The sequence below is a fragment of the Mycobacterium sp. NGS49 genome, from assembly GCF_059812565.1.
Genome location: NZ_JCALCX010000018.1, coordinates 23396 through 38382 on the forward strand (window position 1 = coordinate 23396; position 14987 = coordinate 38382).

12 protein-coding genes are annotated in these 14987 nt (G+C 68.0%); 7 read left to right on the forward strand and 5 right to left on the reverse strand.

Going from position 1 to position 14987, the window contains the following annotated elements; translation table 11 throughout:
* Positions 1–34: 34 nt before the first annotated feature.
* The 4 genes from AC5Y7D_RS19415 (at position 35) to ctpC (ending at position 4942) form a co-directional block, all read left to right on the forward strand.
* Positions 35–1510, forward strand: a complete 1476-nt coding sequence (locus tag AC5Y7D_RS19415) for an LCP family protein (RefSeq protein ID WP_499926804.1) — start codon at positions 35–37, stop codon at positions 1508–1510.
* Positions 1498–2217: a TIGR03089 family protein gene (locus AC5Y7D_RS19420; protein WP_499926806.1), complete on the forward strand. Its 720-nt coding sequence runs from the start codon at positions 1498–1500 to the stop codon at positions 2215–2217. The genes AC5Y7D_RS19415 and AC5Y7D_RS19420 overlap by 13 nt, the downstream gene beginning before the upstream one ends.
* 253 nt (positions 2218–2470) lie before the next feature.
* Positions 2471–2752 (forward strand): DUF1490 family protein, encoded by a 282-nt coding sequence (locus AC5Y7D_RS19425; protein WP_499926807.1) that lies wholly within the window; start codon positions 2471–2473, stop codon positions 2750–2752.
* A 3-nt stretch (positions 2753–2755) separates the two neighbouring features.
* A complete protein-coding gene (gene ctpC / locus AC5Y7D_RS19430) occupies positions 2756–4942 on the forward strand; it encodes a manganese-exporting P-type ATPase CtpC (protein WP_499926810.1) in 2187 nt (728 codons plus the stop codon).
* A gap of 14 nt (positions 4943–4956) precedes the next feature.
* Here the strand turns inward: ctpC and AC5Y7D_RS19435 are convergent, their stop codons facing one another.
* Positions 4957–5616: a cation efflux transmembrane domain-containing protein gene (locus AC5Y7D_RS19435; RefSeq protein WP_499926938.1), complete on the reverse strand. Its 660-nt coding sequence runs from the start codon at positions 5614–5616 to the stop codon at positions 4957–4959.
* A gap of 81 nt (positions 5617–5697) precedes the next feature.
* Between AC5Y7D_RS19435 and AC5Y7D_RS19440 the strand changes: the two genes are divergently transcribed.
* The 3 genes from AC5Y7D_RS19440 (at position 5698) to AC5Y7D_RS19450 (ending at position 10355) form a co-directional block, all read left to right on the forward strand.
* A complete protein-coding gene (locus tag AC5Y7D_RS19440; RefSeq protein ID WP_499926940.1) occupies positions 5698–6627 on the forward strand; it encodes an SAM-dependent methyltransferase in 930 nt (309 codons plus the stop codon).
* Positions 6627–7817 carry a CoA transferase gene (locus tag AC5Y7D_RS19445; RefSeq protein ID WP_499926812.1) on the forward strand — a complete coding sequence of 397 codons (1191 nt, stop codon included), beginning with the start codon at positions 6627–6629 and terminating at the stop codon, positions 7815–7817. Before AC5Y7D_RS19440 ends, AC5Y7D_RS19445 begins: the two co-directional genes overlap by 1 nt.
* Positions 7818–8084: 267 nt before the next feature.
* Positions 8085–10355 (forward strand): SulP family inorganic anion transporter, encoded by a 2271-nt coding sequence (locus AC5Y7D_RS19450; RefSeq protein ID WP_499926813.1) that lies wholly within the window; start codon positions 8085–8087, stop codon positions 10353–10355.
* Here the strand turns inward: AC5Y7D_RS19450 and AC5Y7D_RS19455 are convergent.
* From AC5Y7D_RS19455 to AC5Y7D_RS19470, 4 genes are all read right to left on the reverse strand, one after another.
* On the reverse strand, positions 10341–10781 hold the full coding sequence (locus AC5Y7D_RS19455) for a response regulator (RefSeq protein ID WP_499926815.1): 441 nt from the start codon (positions 10779–10781) through the stop codon (positions 10341–10343). The genes AC5Y7D_RS19450 and AC5Y7D_RS19455 overlap by 15 nt on opposite strands.
* Positions 10778–12298, reverse strand: coding sequence for a sensor histidine kinase (locus AC5Y7D_RS19460; protein ID WP_499926941.1), 1521 nt, complete (start codon positions 12296–12298; stop codon positions 10778–10780). The genes AC5Y7D_RS19455 and AC5Y7D_RS19460 overlap by 4 nt, the downstream gene beginning before the upstream one ends.
* Positions 12299–12372: 74 nt before the next feature.
* Entirely contained in the window at positions 12373–13518 is a 1146-nt protein-coding gene (locus tag AC5Y7D_RS19465; protein ID WP_499926942.1) for a PP2C family protein-serine/threonine phosphatase, read from the reverse strand.
* A gap of 292 nt (positions 13519–13810) precedes the next feature.
* A complete protein-coding gene (locus AC5Y7D_RS19470; RefSeq protein ID WP_499926817.1) occupies positions 13811–14980 on the reverse strand; it encodes an acyl-CoA dehydrogenase in 1170 nt (389 codons plus the stop codon).
* Between the last annotated feature and the right edge of the window lie 7 nt (positions 14981–14987).

The following is a 14987-nucleotide window of genomic DNA, read 5'->3' on the forward strand; positions in this document are numbered from 1 at the left end:
ACCCGGAAAGCGGCTGTTGCACAAGTAGCCTACAGTGATGCCTGCGCAAAGTGTGGCTCGTGTGACTCGTGTGATGTGCACCGCCCTCGCCGTGGTGGTGGTGCTCGGCACCGGGGTGGCCTGGAGCAACGTCCGGTCTTTCGAGGACGGCATCTTCCACATGTCGTCACCCTCACTCGGCCACGGCGCCGACGACGGCGCCATCGACATCCTGCTGGTCGGGCTGGACAGCCGCACCGACGCGCACGGCAACCCGTTGACCGCCGAGGAGCTGGCCACGCTGCGCGCCGGCGACGAGGAAGCGACCAACACCGACACCATCATCCTGGTGCGGATTCCCAACAACGGGAAGTCGGCGACGGCGATCTCGATTCCCCGCGACTCCTACGTCTCGGCCCCCGGCCTGGGCAAGACCAAGATCAACGGCGTCTACGGCCAGACCCGCGAGATCAAGCGGACCAGCCTGGTACAGGCCGGCGCTTCGGCCGCCGAAGCCGCCACCGCGGGCACCGAGGCCGGGCGTGAGGCGCTGATCAAGACGGTGGCCGACCTCACCGGCGTCACCGTCGACCACTACGCCGAAATCGGCTTGCTCGGCTTCGCCCTGATCGCCGACGCCCTCGGTGGAGTCGACGTGTGCTTGAAAGATGCTGTGTACGAACCGCTCTCGGGCGCCGACTTTCCGGCCGGCCGGCAGCGACTCAACGGCCCGCAGGCGCTGAGCTTCGTCCGCCAACGCCACGAACTGCCGCGCGGCGACCTCGACCGCGTGGTGCGCCAGCAGGCGGTGATGGCGTCGCTGGCCCACCGGGTGATCTCCGGCAAGACGCTGTCCAGCCCGGCCACGCTAAAGCGCCTCGAACAGGCCGTACAGCGGTCGGTGGTGTTGTCCGCGGGGTGGGACATCATGGATTTCGTCCAGCAGGTGTCCAAGCTGACCGGCGGCAACGTCGCGTTCGCCACCATTCCCGTGCTCGACGGCGCCGGCTGGAGCGACGACGGCATGCAGAGCGTGGTGCGGGTGGACGCGCATGCGGTGCAGGACTGGGTCGGCGGGCTGCTGCACGAGCAGGACCAGGGCAAGACCGAGGAACTCGCGTTCACACCGGGCAAGACCACGGTCAACGTGATGAATGACACCGACATCAACGGACTGGCCTCGGCGGTGCTGGATGTGCTGAGCGCCAAGGGCTTCACCGCCGGATCGGCCGGCAACAACGAGGGCGGCCACGTCAAGAACAGCCAGGTGCGCTCCGCCAAGACCGACGATCTGGGTGCCCAGGAGGTCGCCCGGCAACTGGGCGGGCTGCCCGTCGTGGCCGACTCCTCGATTCCGGCCGGGCAGGTGCGGGTGGTGCTGGCCAACGACTACACCGGCCCGGGCTCCGGGCTCGACGGCGCGACGCCGACGGCGGCGCGGGCCGCCACCGTCGGATCGGTCAACAGCAACGTGCCGGCACCGTCGCCGATCCTTACCGCGGGTTCGGAGAATCCGGAGTGCATCAACTGAACCCGACACTCTCCGGGGCGATACTGGACCCGTTGCTGCGCGCCGACCCGGTGGGTCCGCGCATCACGTATTACGACGACGCCAACGGCGAACGGATCGAGCTGTCCGCCGTGACGCTGGCCAACTGGGCCGCCAAGACCGCCAACCTGTTTCGCGACGAGCTGGGCGCCGGGCCGGACAGCCGGATCGGCGTGCTGCTCCCGGCGCACTGGCAGACGGCGGCGGTGCTGTTCGGGGTGTGGTGGATCGGCGCCGAGGCGGTACTGGACGGTCCGGCCGATATCGCGCTGTGCACGGCCGACCGGCTGGACGAGGCCGACGCCGCCGTCTCCGGTGGCGAGGTCGCGGTGCTGTCGCTGGACCCGTTCGGGCGCCCCGTCCCCGATCTGCCGATCGGCGTCACCGACTACGCCACCGCGGTGCGCGTGCACGGCGACCAGATCGTGCCCGAGCCCCGGCCCGGTCCGGCTCTGGCCGGTCAGTCGGTCGGCCAGCTGGTCGCCGCCTGCGCCGAATCGGCGGCGATGCAAGGTCTGACGGCCACCGATCGGGTGCTGTCCACCGCGTCCTGGGCACGGCCGCAGCACCTGGTCGACGGGCTGCTGGCGGTGCTGTCCGTCGGCGCATCGCTGGTCCAGGTGGCCAATCCCGATCCGTCGGCGCTGCCACGGCGGATCGAGATGGAAAAGGTGACCAAGGTCCTGTAGCCGGGTTCTCCCAGCCTGCAAAGTTGGCGCGGAAGTGCGAGTACGGCCCGCCAGATCTACAGTCTCGGTGCAGCGCGGCGCCGGGCACAGCGCCCTGACTCGCTACCACTGCGGCGCGCTGCGGTAAAGCGCGAGGATGGCCCGCCAGATGTAGAGTCCCGCAGGCGCGACACCTCACGACACATGTTGATATTGCAATATTTCAATGTTACTGTCGGTCGCGACGGGAACACGACGGGAAAGGATTCCAACCATGGCTGTGCAGGTGCTCTTGGCGAAGGCGGCTTCGACGGTGATCACCGGTTTGGCGGGCGTGACCGCCTACGAGGTGCTCAAGAAGGCGGCCAAGAAGGCGCCGCTGCACCAAACCGCGGTTGCCACAGCCGAACTGGGCCTGCGCGGGACCCGCAAGGCCGAGGTGGCCGCCGAGTCGGCCCGGCTCAAGATCGCCGACGTGATGGCCGAGGCCCGTGAGCGCATCGGCGAGGAGGCACCCACCCCGGCCGTCGGCGACGTCCACGACCACGACCACTGAGCCATGGCCCTCGCGCTGGTACCAGATCTCGCCGCGGCCACCGACCCCGCGCTGCAGGTGATCTCCGACGCGGCCGGGCGGATGCGGGTTCGGGTGGACTGGGTCCGCTCCGATTCGCGGCGCGCCGTCGCCGTGGAGGACGCCGTCGCCAAGTGCAACGGTGTCCGCGTCGTCCACGCCTACCCGCGCACGGGCTCGGTCGTCGTCTGGTACTCCCCCAAACGTTGCGACCGCGCGGCCGTGCTGGATGCGATCACCGGCGCGGCTCTTGTCGCCGCCGAACTGATCCCGACACGCTCACCCCATTCCGAGGAGATTCGCAACGCCGATGTGCTGCGCATGGTGATCGGCGGCGTGGCCCTGGCCCTGCTCGGCGTGCGCCGTTACGTGTTCGCGCGGCCGCCGCTGCTGGGGCCTAGCGGCCGGATGGTGGCCACCGGGGTCACCATTTTCACCGGCTACCCGTTCTTGCGCGGCGCCCTGCGCTCGGTGGGGTCGGGCAAGCTCGGCACCGACGCACTGGTCTCCGCGGCAACCGTGGCCAGCCTGATCCTGCGCGAGAACGTCGTCGCCCTCACCGTGCTGTGGCTGCTCAACATCGGCGAGTACCTGCAGGATCTGACGTTGCGCCGGACCCGGCGGGCCATCTCGGAGTTGCTGCGCGGCAACCAGGACACCGCCTGGGTCCGGCTCACCGAAGGGCCCGATGCCGGCACCGAGGTGCAAGTGCCGATCGACACGCTGGAAATCGGTGACCAGGTGGTCGTGCACGACCATGTCGCGATCCCGGTCGACGGCGAAGTGGTCGAGGGTGAGGCCGTGGTCAACCAGTCCGCGATCACCGGCGAGAATCTGCCGGTGAGCGTCACGGCCGGAGCGCGCGTGCACGCTGGTTCGGTGGTGATACGCGGGCGTCTGGTGGTGCGCGCCCAGGCGGTCGGAAACCAGACCACCATCGGCCGCATCATCACCAGAGTCGAAGAGGCACAACACGATCGGGCCCCTATCCAGACCGTCGGCGAGAACTTCTCCCGTCGGTTCGTGCCGACGTCGTTCGTCGTCTCGGCGCTGACCCTGCTGGTGACCGGCGATGTGCGGCGCGCCATGACCATGCTGCTGATCGCCTGCCCGTGCGCGGTGGGACTAGCCACCCCGACGGCGATCAGCGCCGCGATCGGCAACGGCGCGCGCCGCGGCATCCTGATCAAGGGCGGATCACACCTCGAACAGGCCGGCCGGGTGGACGCGATCGTCTTCGACAAGACCGGAACGCTCACCGTCGGCCGCCCGGTGGTGACGAATATCGTTTCGTTGCACAAGGATTGGGAGCCCGAACAGGTACTGGCCTACGCCGCCAGCTCGGAGATCCACTCGCGCCACCCGCTGGCCGAGGCGGTGATCCGCTCCACCGAGGAACGCCACATCAGCATCCCGCCGCACGAGGAGTGCGAGGTGCTGGTCGGTCTGGGCATGCGAACCTGGGCCGACGGCCGCACCCTGCTGCTGGGCAGTCCCGGCCTGCTGCGCGCCGAGAAGGTCAAGGTGTCCAAGAAGGCGCAGGAGTGGGTCGGCAGGCTGCGCCGCCAGGCCGAGACGCCGCTGCTGCTGGCCGTGGACGGTGTGCTGGTCGGGCTGATCAGCCTGCGCGACGAGGTGCGGCCGGAGGCCGCCGAGGTGCTGACCCGGCTGCGCGACAGCGGAGTTCGCCGGATCGTCATGCTGACCGGGGACCATCCCGACATCGCCGAAGTGGTCGCCGACGAACTGGGCATCGACGAGTGGCGCGCCGAGGTGATGCCCGAGGACAAGCTCGAGGTGGTGCGCCAACTGCAGGACGACGGGTACGTCGTCGGGATGGTCGGCGACGGCATCAACGACGCGCCGGCGCTGGCGGCCGCGGACATCGGCATCGCGATGGGCCTGGCCGGCACCGATGTTGCGGTGGAGACGGCCGACGTCGCACTGGCCAACGACAACCTGCACCGCCTGCTGGACGTGCGTGACCTGGGCGCCCGCGCGGTGGACGTCATCCGGGAGAACTACGGGATGTCCATCGCGGTCAACGCGGCCGGGCTGCTCATCGGTGCGGGGGGCGCCCTGTCACCGGTGCTGGCCGCGATCTTGCACAACGCGTCGTCGGTGGCCGTGGTGGCCAACAGTTCCAGGCTGATCCGCTACCGGCTGGATTAGTCAGGCTGGATCAGTCAGCAACAGTCCTGACCGCGCCAGGCCAGCACGCCCTGCCAGACGGCGACGCCGGCCACCGCCAGCCCGATCGCGGGATCGATCCACCACCCGGCGGGCCAGGCGGCGGTGACCGCCAGGCCGATCAGCACCCCGGCCGCCTGCGTGGCACAAAGGTAGTTCTGCGTGCCCTCGCCCTCGGTCGCGCCGGAGTGCAGCCGCGCGCCCACCCGATGATTGGCCCAGCCGAGCACCGGCATCAGCACCAGGGCCAGCGCGGTCAGTCCGATGCCGATCACCGAGGTCTCGGCATGCTGGCCGCCGACGATATGACGCACCGACTCGGCGGCGACGTAGGGCGCCACCAGCCAGAAGGACAGCGCGACCCCGCGTTGGGCGCGCCGCTCTGCGGTTTGCGACAGAATGCGGTCGCCGGTGAACCGCCACAGCACCATGGCACTGGCCAGGCCCTCGGATGCGCCGCCGAGCGCCCAGCCGGTCAGTGCCACCGATCCGACCGTCAGGCCCTCCCACAATCCCACGCCGCCTTCGGTGAGCAACACCGCCAGGCTGACCCATGCGAGCCGGCGGGCCCATACGACGTTGCGCTGCCAGCCGTCGGGCAGTGGCGCGGCGGGGGCAGCGCCGCAGACGTCGTGATCATGGGCGCCAGTCGCCATTTCCATTCCACGATGCTAGCGGCGGTACGGACACCGGGCGTGCACCGATCGTCGCGGGCGGGGCCGGGAGTTAGTGTGCTGGTGATGCGCACCGACGACGACACCTGGGACCTGGCGTTCAGTGTGGGTGCCACGGCCACCATGGTGGCGGCCGGACGCGCCCGGGCCGACCGGGCAGGACTGATCGACGACCCCTTCGCCGAGCCGCTGGTGCGCGCGGTCGGCATCGACTTCTTCACCCGCTGGGCGTGCGGCGACCTGGATACCGCGGACGTCGACTTTCCCGACGCCCCGTGGGGCATGCAGCGCATGACCGACCAGCAGGCGGCGCGCACCCGCCACATCGACGAGTTCTTCGCCGCCACCCAGGCCGCCGGCATCCGTCAGGCGGTCATCCTGGCCTCCGGCCTCGACGCACGCGGCTACCGGCTGCCGTGGGCCCGGGAGACGACCGTTTTCGAGATCGACGTCCCCCAGGTCATCGAGTTCAAGACCGCCACTTTGGCCGCCCTGAGCGCCACTCCCACCGCCGACGTGCGCCCGGTCCCGGTCGACCTGCGCCATGACTGGCCGTCGGCGCTTTGCCGGGCCGGGTTCGACGCCGGCCGCCCCAGCGCCTGGGCCGCCGAGGGACTCTTCGGGTACCTGCCGCCGGCGGGCCAGGATCTGCTGCTGGACAACATCTCGGCGCTCAGCGCAGTGGGCAGCCGGCTGGTGGCCGAGGTCTTCTTCAGCGCCCCGGCCAGCCGGGAGCTGTACGACGCCATCTTCGGCCGGTGGTACGAGCACGGGCTGGACGTCGAGATGGACCGGCTGGGCTACCCGGGCGACCGCAACGACGTCGCGACGTACCTTCAGCGACACGGGTGGGACGTCACGCGGACCCCGCTCAACGAATTGCTGGTAGCCAACGGATTTCGGCCGCACGCCACCGGCCGGTCCACCGACGAAACCATGTTCACCGAGAACTACTACTGCACTGCGGTGCTGCAGGTAGGAAGGTCCAGCTGATGCCGAACTCCGCCAAGCCCCTGGACGGCTACCGGGTACTCGACTTCACCCAGAACGTCGCCGGGCCCCTGGCCGGCCAGATACTGGCCGACCTGGGCGCAGAGGTCGTCAAGATTGAGGCTCCGGGTGGCGAGCAGTCCCGGCGGCTCACCTCCGTACTGCCCGGCCGCCCGCCGCTGGCCACCTACTTTCTGCCCAACAACCGGGGCAAGAAATCGGTGGCGGTGGACCTCACCGAGGAGGCCGCCCGACACCAGGTCCTGCGGCTGGCCGATACCGCCGACGTCGTGCTCGAGGGCTTTCGGCCCGGCGTCATGGAACGCCTGGGCCTGGGTCCCGACGAACTGCGGGCGCGAAACCCCAGACTGATCTATGCGCGCCTGAGCGCGTTCGGCGGAAACGGCCCGAACGGCACCCGCCCCGGCGTCGACCTGATGGTGGCCGCCGAGGCCGGCATGTGTACGGGCATGGCCACGCCGAGCGGCAAACCGCAGATCATCCCGTTCCAGCTCGTCGACAACGCCAGCGGGCATGTGCTCGCCCAGGCGGTGCTGGCCGCGCTGCTCAATCGGGAGCGGCACGGGGTGGGCGACCTGGTGCAGGTGGCGATGTACGACGTCGCCGTCAGCCTGCAGGCCAACCAGCTGACCATCCACCTGAACAAGCCCGCCGGGCAACCCACATCCAAGCCGGCCACATCGCCGGCGAAGAAGCGCAAGGGGGTGGGCTTTGCCACCCAGCCGTCCGACGCTTACCAAGCCTCCGACGGCTACCTGGTCATCAGCGCATACGTGCCCAAACACTGGGCGAAGTTGTGCCAGATCATCGGCCGACCCGACCTCATCGACGACGAACGGTTCGCCGATCAGCGCTCCCGGGCGATCAACTATCCCCAATTGACCGACGAACTCGAATCGGCGCTGGCCGCGAAGACCGCCGCGGAATGGGTGCAGCTGCTGCAGGAAGGGGGCTTGATGGCCTGCCTGGCCTACACCTGGAAGCAGGTGGTCGACACGCCGTTGTTCGCCGAGAACGACCTTTCGCTGAAGGTGGGCAGCGGGGACGCCGCGGTGACGGTGATTCGCACCCCGGCGCGTTACTCGAGCTTCGACGCCAGGGTCACCGAGCCGCCGCCGGCCGTCGGTCAGCATAATGACCTGTTCCTGGGCACAGCCGGCACGAACGGCTGAACCGCGACGCACACCGAACACCAAGGTTCGCGGCGCAGCCGGGACGCTGCGAAACGCTTTCTTTGAATTGCCCATGAAACTGCCCGGTGTTTGCCGGATAGCCGAGGCGTGCATGGAGTATTTGGTCAGACGTCGGTCGCGGGATTCACATAATTAGCTCGACGCAGATGTGGCCGAATGCCTGGTTCCGACCCATGGACACCCGATCGACCCCGCCCGTTAACGCCGGTCCGATTGCCTGAACACGCACCGGCCACGAGGAGTTTCATGAGCAGCGCTGTGAACGGATCCACCGGGGCGTCCCGGGTCCAGACGTTTCTCGTGAACCTGCGGCACGACTTGCCGGCATCACTTGTCGTCTTCCTGGTCGCGCTGCCCCTTTCGCTGGGTATCGCGATCGCCTCGGGAGCACCGCTGATGGCCGGTTTGATCGCCGCCGTCAGCGGCGGCATCATCGCCGGATCGATCGGCGGATCGGTGCTGCAGGTCAGCGGTCCGGCTGCCGGCCTGACGGTCGTGGTGGCGGGATTGATAGAAGACTTCGGCTGGGGCATGACCTGTGTGATCACCGTCTGCGCCGGCGCGGTACAGATCCTGCTGGGTCTGGTGCGGGTGGCGCGTGCCGCGCTGGCCGTCGCGCCGGTAGTGGTGCACGCGATGCTGGCCGGCATCGGCGTCACCATCGTGTTGCAGCAGTTCCACGTGCTGTTGGGCGGATCGTCGCGTAGCTCGGCATGGGCGAACATCGAGGCACTGCCCAGCGGCATCCTCAATCACGAGTTGCATGAAGTGATCGTGGGCAGTGTCGTGATCGCCATCCTGTTGCTGTGGCCGAAACTGCCGCCCAAGGTCAGGTTCGTCCCGGGTGCCCTGGTGGCCATCTTCGCGGCTACGGCGCTGTCGCTGTTGGTGAACCTGCAGGTCGAGCGGATCAACCTGTCGGGCAGTTTCTTCCAAGCTATCGGCTTGCCGCAACTGCCGCCGATGGCGCCGGGTGGACACCCGTGGACGCAAGAGATCGGCGCGGTGGCCCTGGGCGTGGTGACAGTCGCATTGATCGCCAGTGTCGAGTCGTTGCTGTCGGCGGTCGGTATCGACAAGCTGCACAACGGCCCGCGGACGAACTTCAACCGGGAGATGATCGGGCAGGGCAGCGCGAACCTGGTGTCCGGCCTGCTGGGCGGATTGCCGGTCACCGGGGTCATCGTGCGCAGTTCCACCAACGTGGCCGCGGGTGCCCGTACCCGCACATCGGCGGTGCTGCACGGCGTCTGGATCCTGCTGTTCGCGTCACTGCTCACTAGCCTGGTCGAGCTCATCCCCAAGGCCGCACTGGCCGGGCTGCTCATCGTGATCGGCATTCAGCTGATCAAGCTGGCGCACGTCCAGGTCGCGGTGCGGACCGGCAATTTCGTGATCTACGCCATCACCATCCTGTGTGTGGTGTTCCTCAACCTGCTCGAGGGTGTGGCAATCGGACTGGCCATCGCGATCGGCTTCCTGCTGGTGCGGGTGATCCGTGCGCCGATCGAAGCCAGGCCGGTCGGCGGAACATCCAAGCAGTGGCAGGTCGACATCGACGGCACCTTGAGCTTCCTGCTACTACCACGGCTGACCAACGTGCTGTCGACGCTGCCGCCAGGCTCCGACATCACCCTGCACCTCAACGCCGACTACATCGACCACTCGATCTCCGAAGCGATCTCGGACTGGAAGATCGCCCACGAGGCGACCGGCGGAACGGTAGACATCGTCGAGACCTCGCCCGCGAATATGTCCAGTGCGCACAGCAGCCCACCCAAACGCCACTACACGGCCCGCTCACTGCGCGAGGCGCCGTGGCCGTCGCGGCGCGACCGCAACGGCGAAGGTGCCGACGCGTCGATCCTGGACGGCGTCCGGGAATACCACCGCAAAGGGGTCCGCACGCTGCACCACCACGTGGCAGAGCTGGTCAGTTCGCCGAACCCGGACGCGTTGTTCCTCACCTGCGCCGACTCCCGGATCTTGCCGGATACCATCACCGCCAGCAGGCCCGGCGACCTCTACATCGTCCGCAACGTCGGCAACCTGGTGCCGACCGATCCGGCCGAACACTCGGTGGACGCCGCCCTGGACTTCGCCGTCAACCAACTCGGCGTCAAATCGGTTGTGGTGTGCGGACATTCGTCGTGTCGGGCCATGCAAGTACTGCTCGACGACGGCACCGATGCACCGGATCGCCCCATCCGCCAGTGGCTGGCGTACGCGGATGACAGCTACCACGCATATCGGGACAACCATCCGGCACGCGTCAGCAGCACCCTGAACGGCTTCGCTTTCAGCGAACTGGACCAATTGGCCATCGTGAACGTTGCTGTCCAGGTGGAACGGCTCAACCGCCATCCGCTGATAGCGCCCCTGGTGGCCGCCGGGCAATTGCGCGTCGTCGGCATCTTCTTCGATTTCGCGACCGTGCACGTGCACGAAGTGGACCAGCACGGCATCGTGCACGCTCCGGAGAAAACCCCGGAAGCAGCGACGTCAGGCGTTGGGTAGGCGCACCACCTGGACGAAGAATTCGTCGATCTGCCGGACCGCGTTCATGAACTGGTCCAGATCCACCGGCTTGGTGACGTAGGCGTTGGCGTGCAGTTTGTAGCTGCGCAGAATGTCTTCCTCGGCCGAGGACGTGGTCAGCACGACGACCGGGATGCGACTCAGCTCGGGATCGGACTTGATCTTCTCCAGCAGGTGCCGGCCGTCGTATTTCGGCAGGTTGAGGTCCAGCAGGATCAGATCGGGCCGCGGCGCGTGTTCGTAGGCGCCCCTCCGGTAGAGGTAGTTCAGGCCCTCCTCGCCGTCGTGCGCCACGTGCAGCCTGTTGTTGAGCTTGTTGTGCTCGAACGCTTCCCGGGTGATCAACTCGTCCCCAGGGTCGTCTTCGACGAGCAGGATATCGATTGCGCGGCCGGGCGATGTCATTCGTGCACTCCTTCTCCAGTGGCCTCAGCGTCGGGTTCAGCGATGGGCAGCGTGAATTCAAACCGGGTTCCATCGGTGTAAGAGGTGTCGATCCAGACGGTCCCGCCGTGGTGTTCGACAATTTTCTTGCACATCGCAAGCCCCAGCCCTGTTCCACCATAGGTGTCCCGGCCGTGCAAGCGCTGGAAGATGATGAAGACCTTGCCGACGAACTCCTCCGGGATGCCGATGCCGTTGTCGGACACGCTGAACACCCAGTGGTCGCGCTGACGGTCGACACCGGGGCGGCAATCGATGACGATCCGCGGTGCGCGGTCTTCGCGCCGGAACTTCACCGCATTGCCGATCAGGTTCTGCCACAACATCGTCAGCAGCGTCGGATCACCGCAGACTCGCGGCAGCGGTGGCTTCGGGCGCACGATCTCGGCGCCCGATTCCTCGATCGCCGTGGCGAGGTTGGCGACCGCGGAATCCAGTGCCGTCTCCAGTTCCACCTCGGTGTACTTCGAGTTCAGGCGGCCGACCCGGGAGAAACTGAGCAGGTCGTTGATCAGCACCTGCATGCGCTTGGCGCCGTCGACGGCATAGTCGATGTACTGGATGCCCCGCTCGTCGAGCTGGTCGCCGTAGCGCTTCTCCAGCAGCTGGCAGAACGAGGCCACCTTGCGCAACGGTTCCTGCAGATCGTGCGACGCCACGTAGGCGAACTGTTCGAGCTCGGCATTGGACCGGCGCAGCTCGGCGGCCTGCTCGTCGAGTTGGCGCTGGGCTTCCTGGGACGCGTCGAGTTCCGCCACGATCCGCTGCCGCATGTTCTCCACGTCGACGGCGATGCCCCGGACATCGGCCGGCCGGGGCGGCGGCTCGATGCGGTCGTTGAAATGGCCGTCGGTGATGCGCCGGCAGACCGCGGCCAGCGCGGCCAGCGGACGGGTGACCGCACGCTGCACCAGCAACCCCAGCAGGGCGGCGGTGGCGAAAAAGAACAGCACCATGGCGCCCAGCACCCTGTCCCGCCAGTCGTTCATGCGCAGCAGTTGGGCGGCCCCCCGGTCGCGGGCCGCGGCCAAGTGCGCATTCTGGGTAGTGAACAGTGCACGCAGGTAGTCGAATTGGGCTTTGCCGAGTGCCGCCGCGGCACCCGGCACCACCGTGGGCGCGTTCGGTGCCACACTCGCGATGAGTGGCTCGGCGTAGTCTCGGCGCCAGTTGGCGGCGGTCGTCTCGATGGCGTCCAGGTCGGCGGTCAGATCGGGCCGCCGGCTCAGCCGCTTCCGGAGATCCTGGGCGGCCGCCCGCTCGGCGTTGACTCCGTCGTAGTAGGGGGTGAGAAACTGCCGATCGGCGGAGATCAGGTAACCACGCAGCCCTGTCTCCTGATCACGCAGCGCCGACTGCAGCTGATACGCCGACACGCGCGACGGCTGAATGTCATCTCTGAGCTCTTGCGACACCTGGTCGGTGCGATCCAGCAGCACCGCGCCGACCACCGCACCCAGCAGTACCAGTACCCCCATCGTGGACAGCACGACGACCAGCCAGCCCCGCACGGTCAGCCGCTGGTTGGGCAGCGAACCCGACGCATCGTTCCTCACGAGCGGTCGGTCCGCTCCACCCGGACCACGGCGATGTCATCGGTAAGCCCGCCCTGGGGCTGGGCCAGCTCCTGGGCTCCGTCGATGAGCGCGTCGACGAACTCCGCGGCGCCCAAGCGCGCATGGCCACGCGCCAGCGCCAGCAAGCCGTCCTCACCGAGCCGCCGGCTACCCCGGCCCGCGTAACCCTCGAAGAGTCCGTCGGTCAGCAGCAGCAACCCGTGACCGGCGGGCAGATCCAGCTCGTGTTGTGGCCAGTGGCTGCCCCGCAGGCCCAGCGCCGGTCCGAACGGCGGCTCGATCCACTCCACCGAACCCGGGCCGTGCAGCAACATCCCCGGATGACCCGCGCGGATTGAGGTGATTGCGCCCTCGGCCGGAATCGCCAGGCTCAGCACGGTGGCGAACACCCCGTTGTCGGCGCGTTCGGCGTGCAGCACCCGTTCCAGCTGACGCATCTGATCGACCCCGGCGATTCCGGCGAAAGTCAGTGTGCGCCAAGCGATCCGCAATGCCGCGCCCAGCGCCGCCTCGTCCGGACCGTGGCCGGCGACATCGCCGATCAGCACGTGGGTGACCCGGTCGGGGGTTTGCACCACGTCGTAGAAGTCGCCGCACAACAGGGCGTTCTCGCGGCTGGGCCGGTACCGGGCGACGATGTCGACGCCGGGGTTGTCCAGCAGTAGCGGTGAGGGCAACAGGCCCCTTTCCAGCAGCGCGTTCTCGCGGGCCCGCAGCTGGCTGGCGTGCAGGTCGGCGGCGATCAACTCCGCGCGCTTGCGCTCGATCGCGTAGAACAGCGCCCGCCGCAGCATCTCCGGCTCGACGCGGCCCTTGACCAGGTAGTCCTGCGCCCCGGCGGCGACCGCGGACGCACCGAAGTACTCGTCGTTGAAACCGGTCAGCACGACGATAGGCACGGTGGCATCGCTCTTGAGGATGCGGTCCAACGCGTCGATGCCGTTCGCGTCCGGCAGGTTGAGGTCGAGCAGGACACAGTCGGGGCGGGCGGAGGCGAGTTGGCGCTCGGCGTGCTCCATCGATTGCGCCCACACCACCTCGATGTCGGCGACGGTGTCGGCGATGAGTTCTTCGACCAGCACCGCGTCGGCGCGGTCGTCTTCGACCAACAGCAAAGACAGCGACTGCCAACTCGCCGCTTGAGCCACTGGATCGCCCACCGCCGTCAAGGACCCGTCACACGTGAGCGTGCACGCGCGATTGCGCTTGTCACATCACACCCCCCTGGGCAGTGCAGATATTCGTGGGTGGACAACGCGAAGGGCACGGCCGGTGCGCCGGCACCGGCCCTGCTTTCGTTGCCTCCCCGACTGGCTGCTCAATCGCGGGGACTTTGTCCTCAGGTGGATCGTAGGCGGTTGGAATGGGTCTTTCTCGTGAAGCGCCGACTGCGTGGCGTCCACTTCGGCGCGGTCAGCGCAATAGCGCCCTGGACATCACCACGCGCTGAATCTGGTTGGTGCCCTCGTAGATCTGGGTGATCTTGGCGTCGCGCATCATCCGCTCGACCGGGAAGTCGACGGTATAGCCGGCGCCGCCGAACAGCTGCACGGCATCGGTGGTGACCTCCATGGCCACATCCGAAGCCAGACACTTCGACGCCGCGGAAATGAAACCCAGGTTGCCCTCACCCCGCTCGGCGCGCGCCGCGGCCGAGTAGACCATCAACCGGGCGGCCTCCACCTTCATCGCCATGTCGGCGATCATGAACTGGACGGCCTGGAAGTCGCTGATCGACTGACCGAACTGCTTGCGGTCCTTGGTGTAGGCGATCGCGGCGTCCAGCGCACCCTGGGCGATGCCGACCGCCTGTGCGCCGATGGTCGGGCGGGTGTGGTCCAGGGTGGCCAGCGCCGTCTTGAACCCGGTGCCGGGGTCGCCGATCATCCGGTCGCCCGGGATCCGGCAGTTCTCGAAGTACAACTCCGTGGTGGGTGAGCCCTTGATGCCGAGCTTGCGCTCCTTGGGACCGATGGTGAAGCCCTCGTCGTCGATGTGCACCATGAACGCCGAGATACCGTTTGCGCCCTTGTCGGGGTCGGTCACCGCCATCACGGTGTACCAGCTCGACTTGCCGCCGTTGGTGATCCACGCCTTGGCACCGTTGAGGATCCAGTCGCCGCCGTCGGCCTTGGCCCGGGTGCGCATGGACGCCGCGTCCGAGCCGGCCTCGCGTTCGCTCAGCGCGTAGGAGGCCATGGCCGTGCCGTCCGCGATCGACGGCAGCACCTGCTTCTTCAGCTCGTCCGAGCCGCGCAGGATCAGGCCCATGGTGCCCAGCTTGTTGACCGCGGGGATCAGCGAGGCGGAGGCGTCCACGCGGGCCACTTCCTCGATGACGATGCAGGCCGCCACCGAGTCCGCGCCCTGACCGCCGTATTCCTCCGGCACGTGCACGGCATTGAAGCCCGACGCGTTGAGCGCGTCCAAGGCCTCCTGCGGGAAGCGGGAGTTCTCGTCCACGTCAGCGGCGTGCGGGGCGATCTCCTTCTCCGCCAGCGCGCGAATCGCCGCCCGCAACTCCTGGTGTTCCTCCGGCAGTTGGAACAGATCGAACGACGGGTTTCCGGCCCATCCAGCCATCTCCGGC

What these genes read in the sequence shown, in the direction of transcription:
- AC5Y7D_RS19425 (WP_499926807.1), top strand. Translation starts at nt 2,471, where the DNA reads ATGGCTGTGCAGGTGCTCTTGGCGAAGGCGGCTTCGACGGTGATCACC.
- ctpC (WP_499926810.1), top strand. Translation starts at nt 2,756, where the DNA reads ATGGCCCTCGCGCTGGTACCAGATCTCGCCGCGGCCACCGACCCCGCG.
- AC5Y7D_RS19435 (WP_499926938.1), bottom strand. Translation starts at nt 5,616, where the DNA reads ATGGCGACTGGCGCCCATGATCACGACGTCTGCGGCGCTGCCCCCGCC.
- AC5Y7D_RS19445 (WP_499926812.1), top strand. Translation starts at nt 6,627, where the DNA reads ATGCCGAACTCCGCCAAGCCCCTGGACGGCTACCGGGTACTCGACTTC.
- AC5Y7D_RS19450 (WP_499926813.1), top strand. Translation starts at nt 8,085, where the DNA reads ATGAGCAGCGCTGTGAACGGATCCACCGGGGCGTCCCGGGTCCAGACG.
- AC5Y7D_RS19455 (WP_499926815.1), bottom strand. Translation starts at nt 10,781, where the DNA reads ATGACATCGCCCGGCCGCGCAATCGATATCCTGCTCGTCGAAGACGAC.
- AC5Y7D_RS19460 (WP_499926941.1), bottom strand. Translation starts at nt 12,298, where the DNA reads ATGGGGGTACTGGTACTGCTGGGTGCGGTGGTCGGCGCGGTGCTGCTG.
- AC5Y7D_RS19470 (WP_499926817.1), bottom strand. Translation starts at nt 14,980, where the DNA reads ATGGCTGGATGGGCCGGAAACCCGTCGTTCGATCTGTTCCAACTGCCG.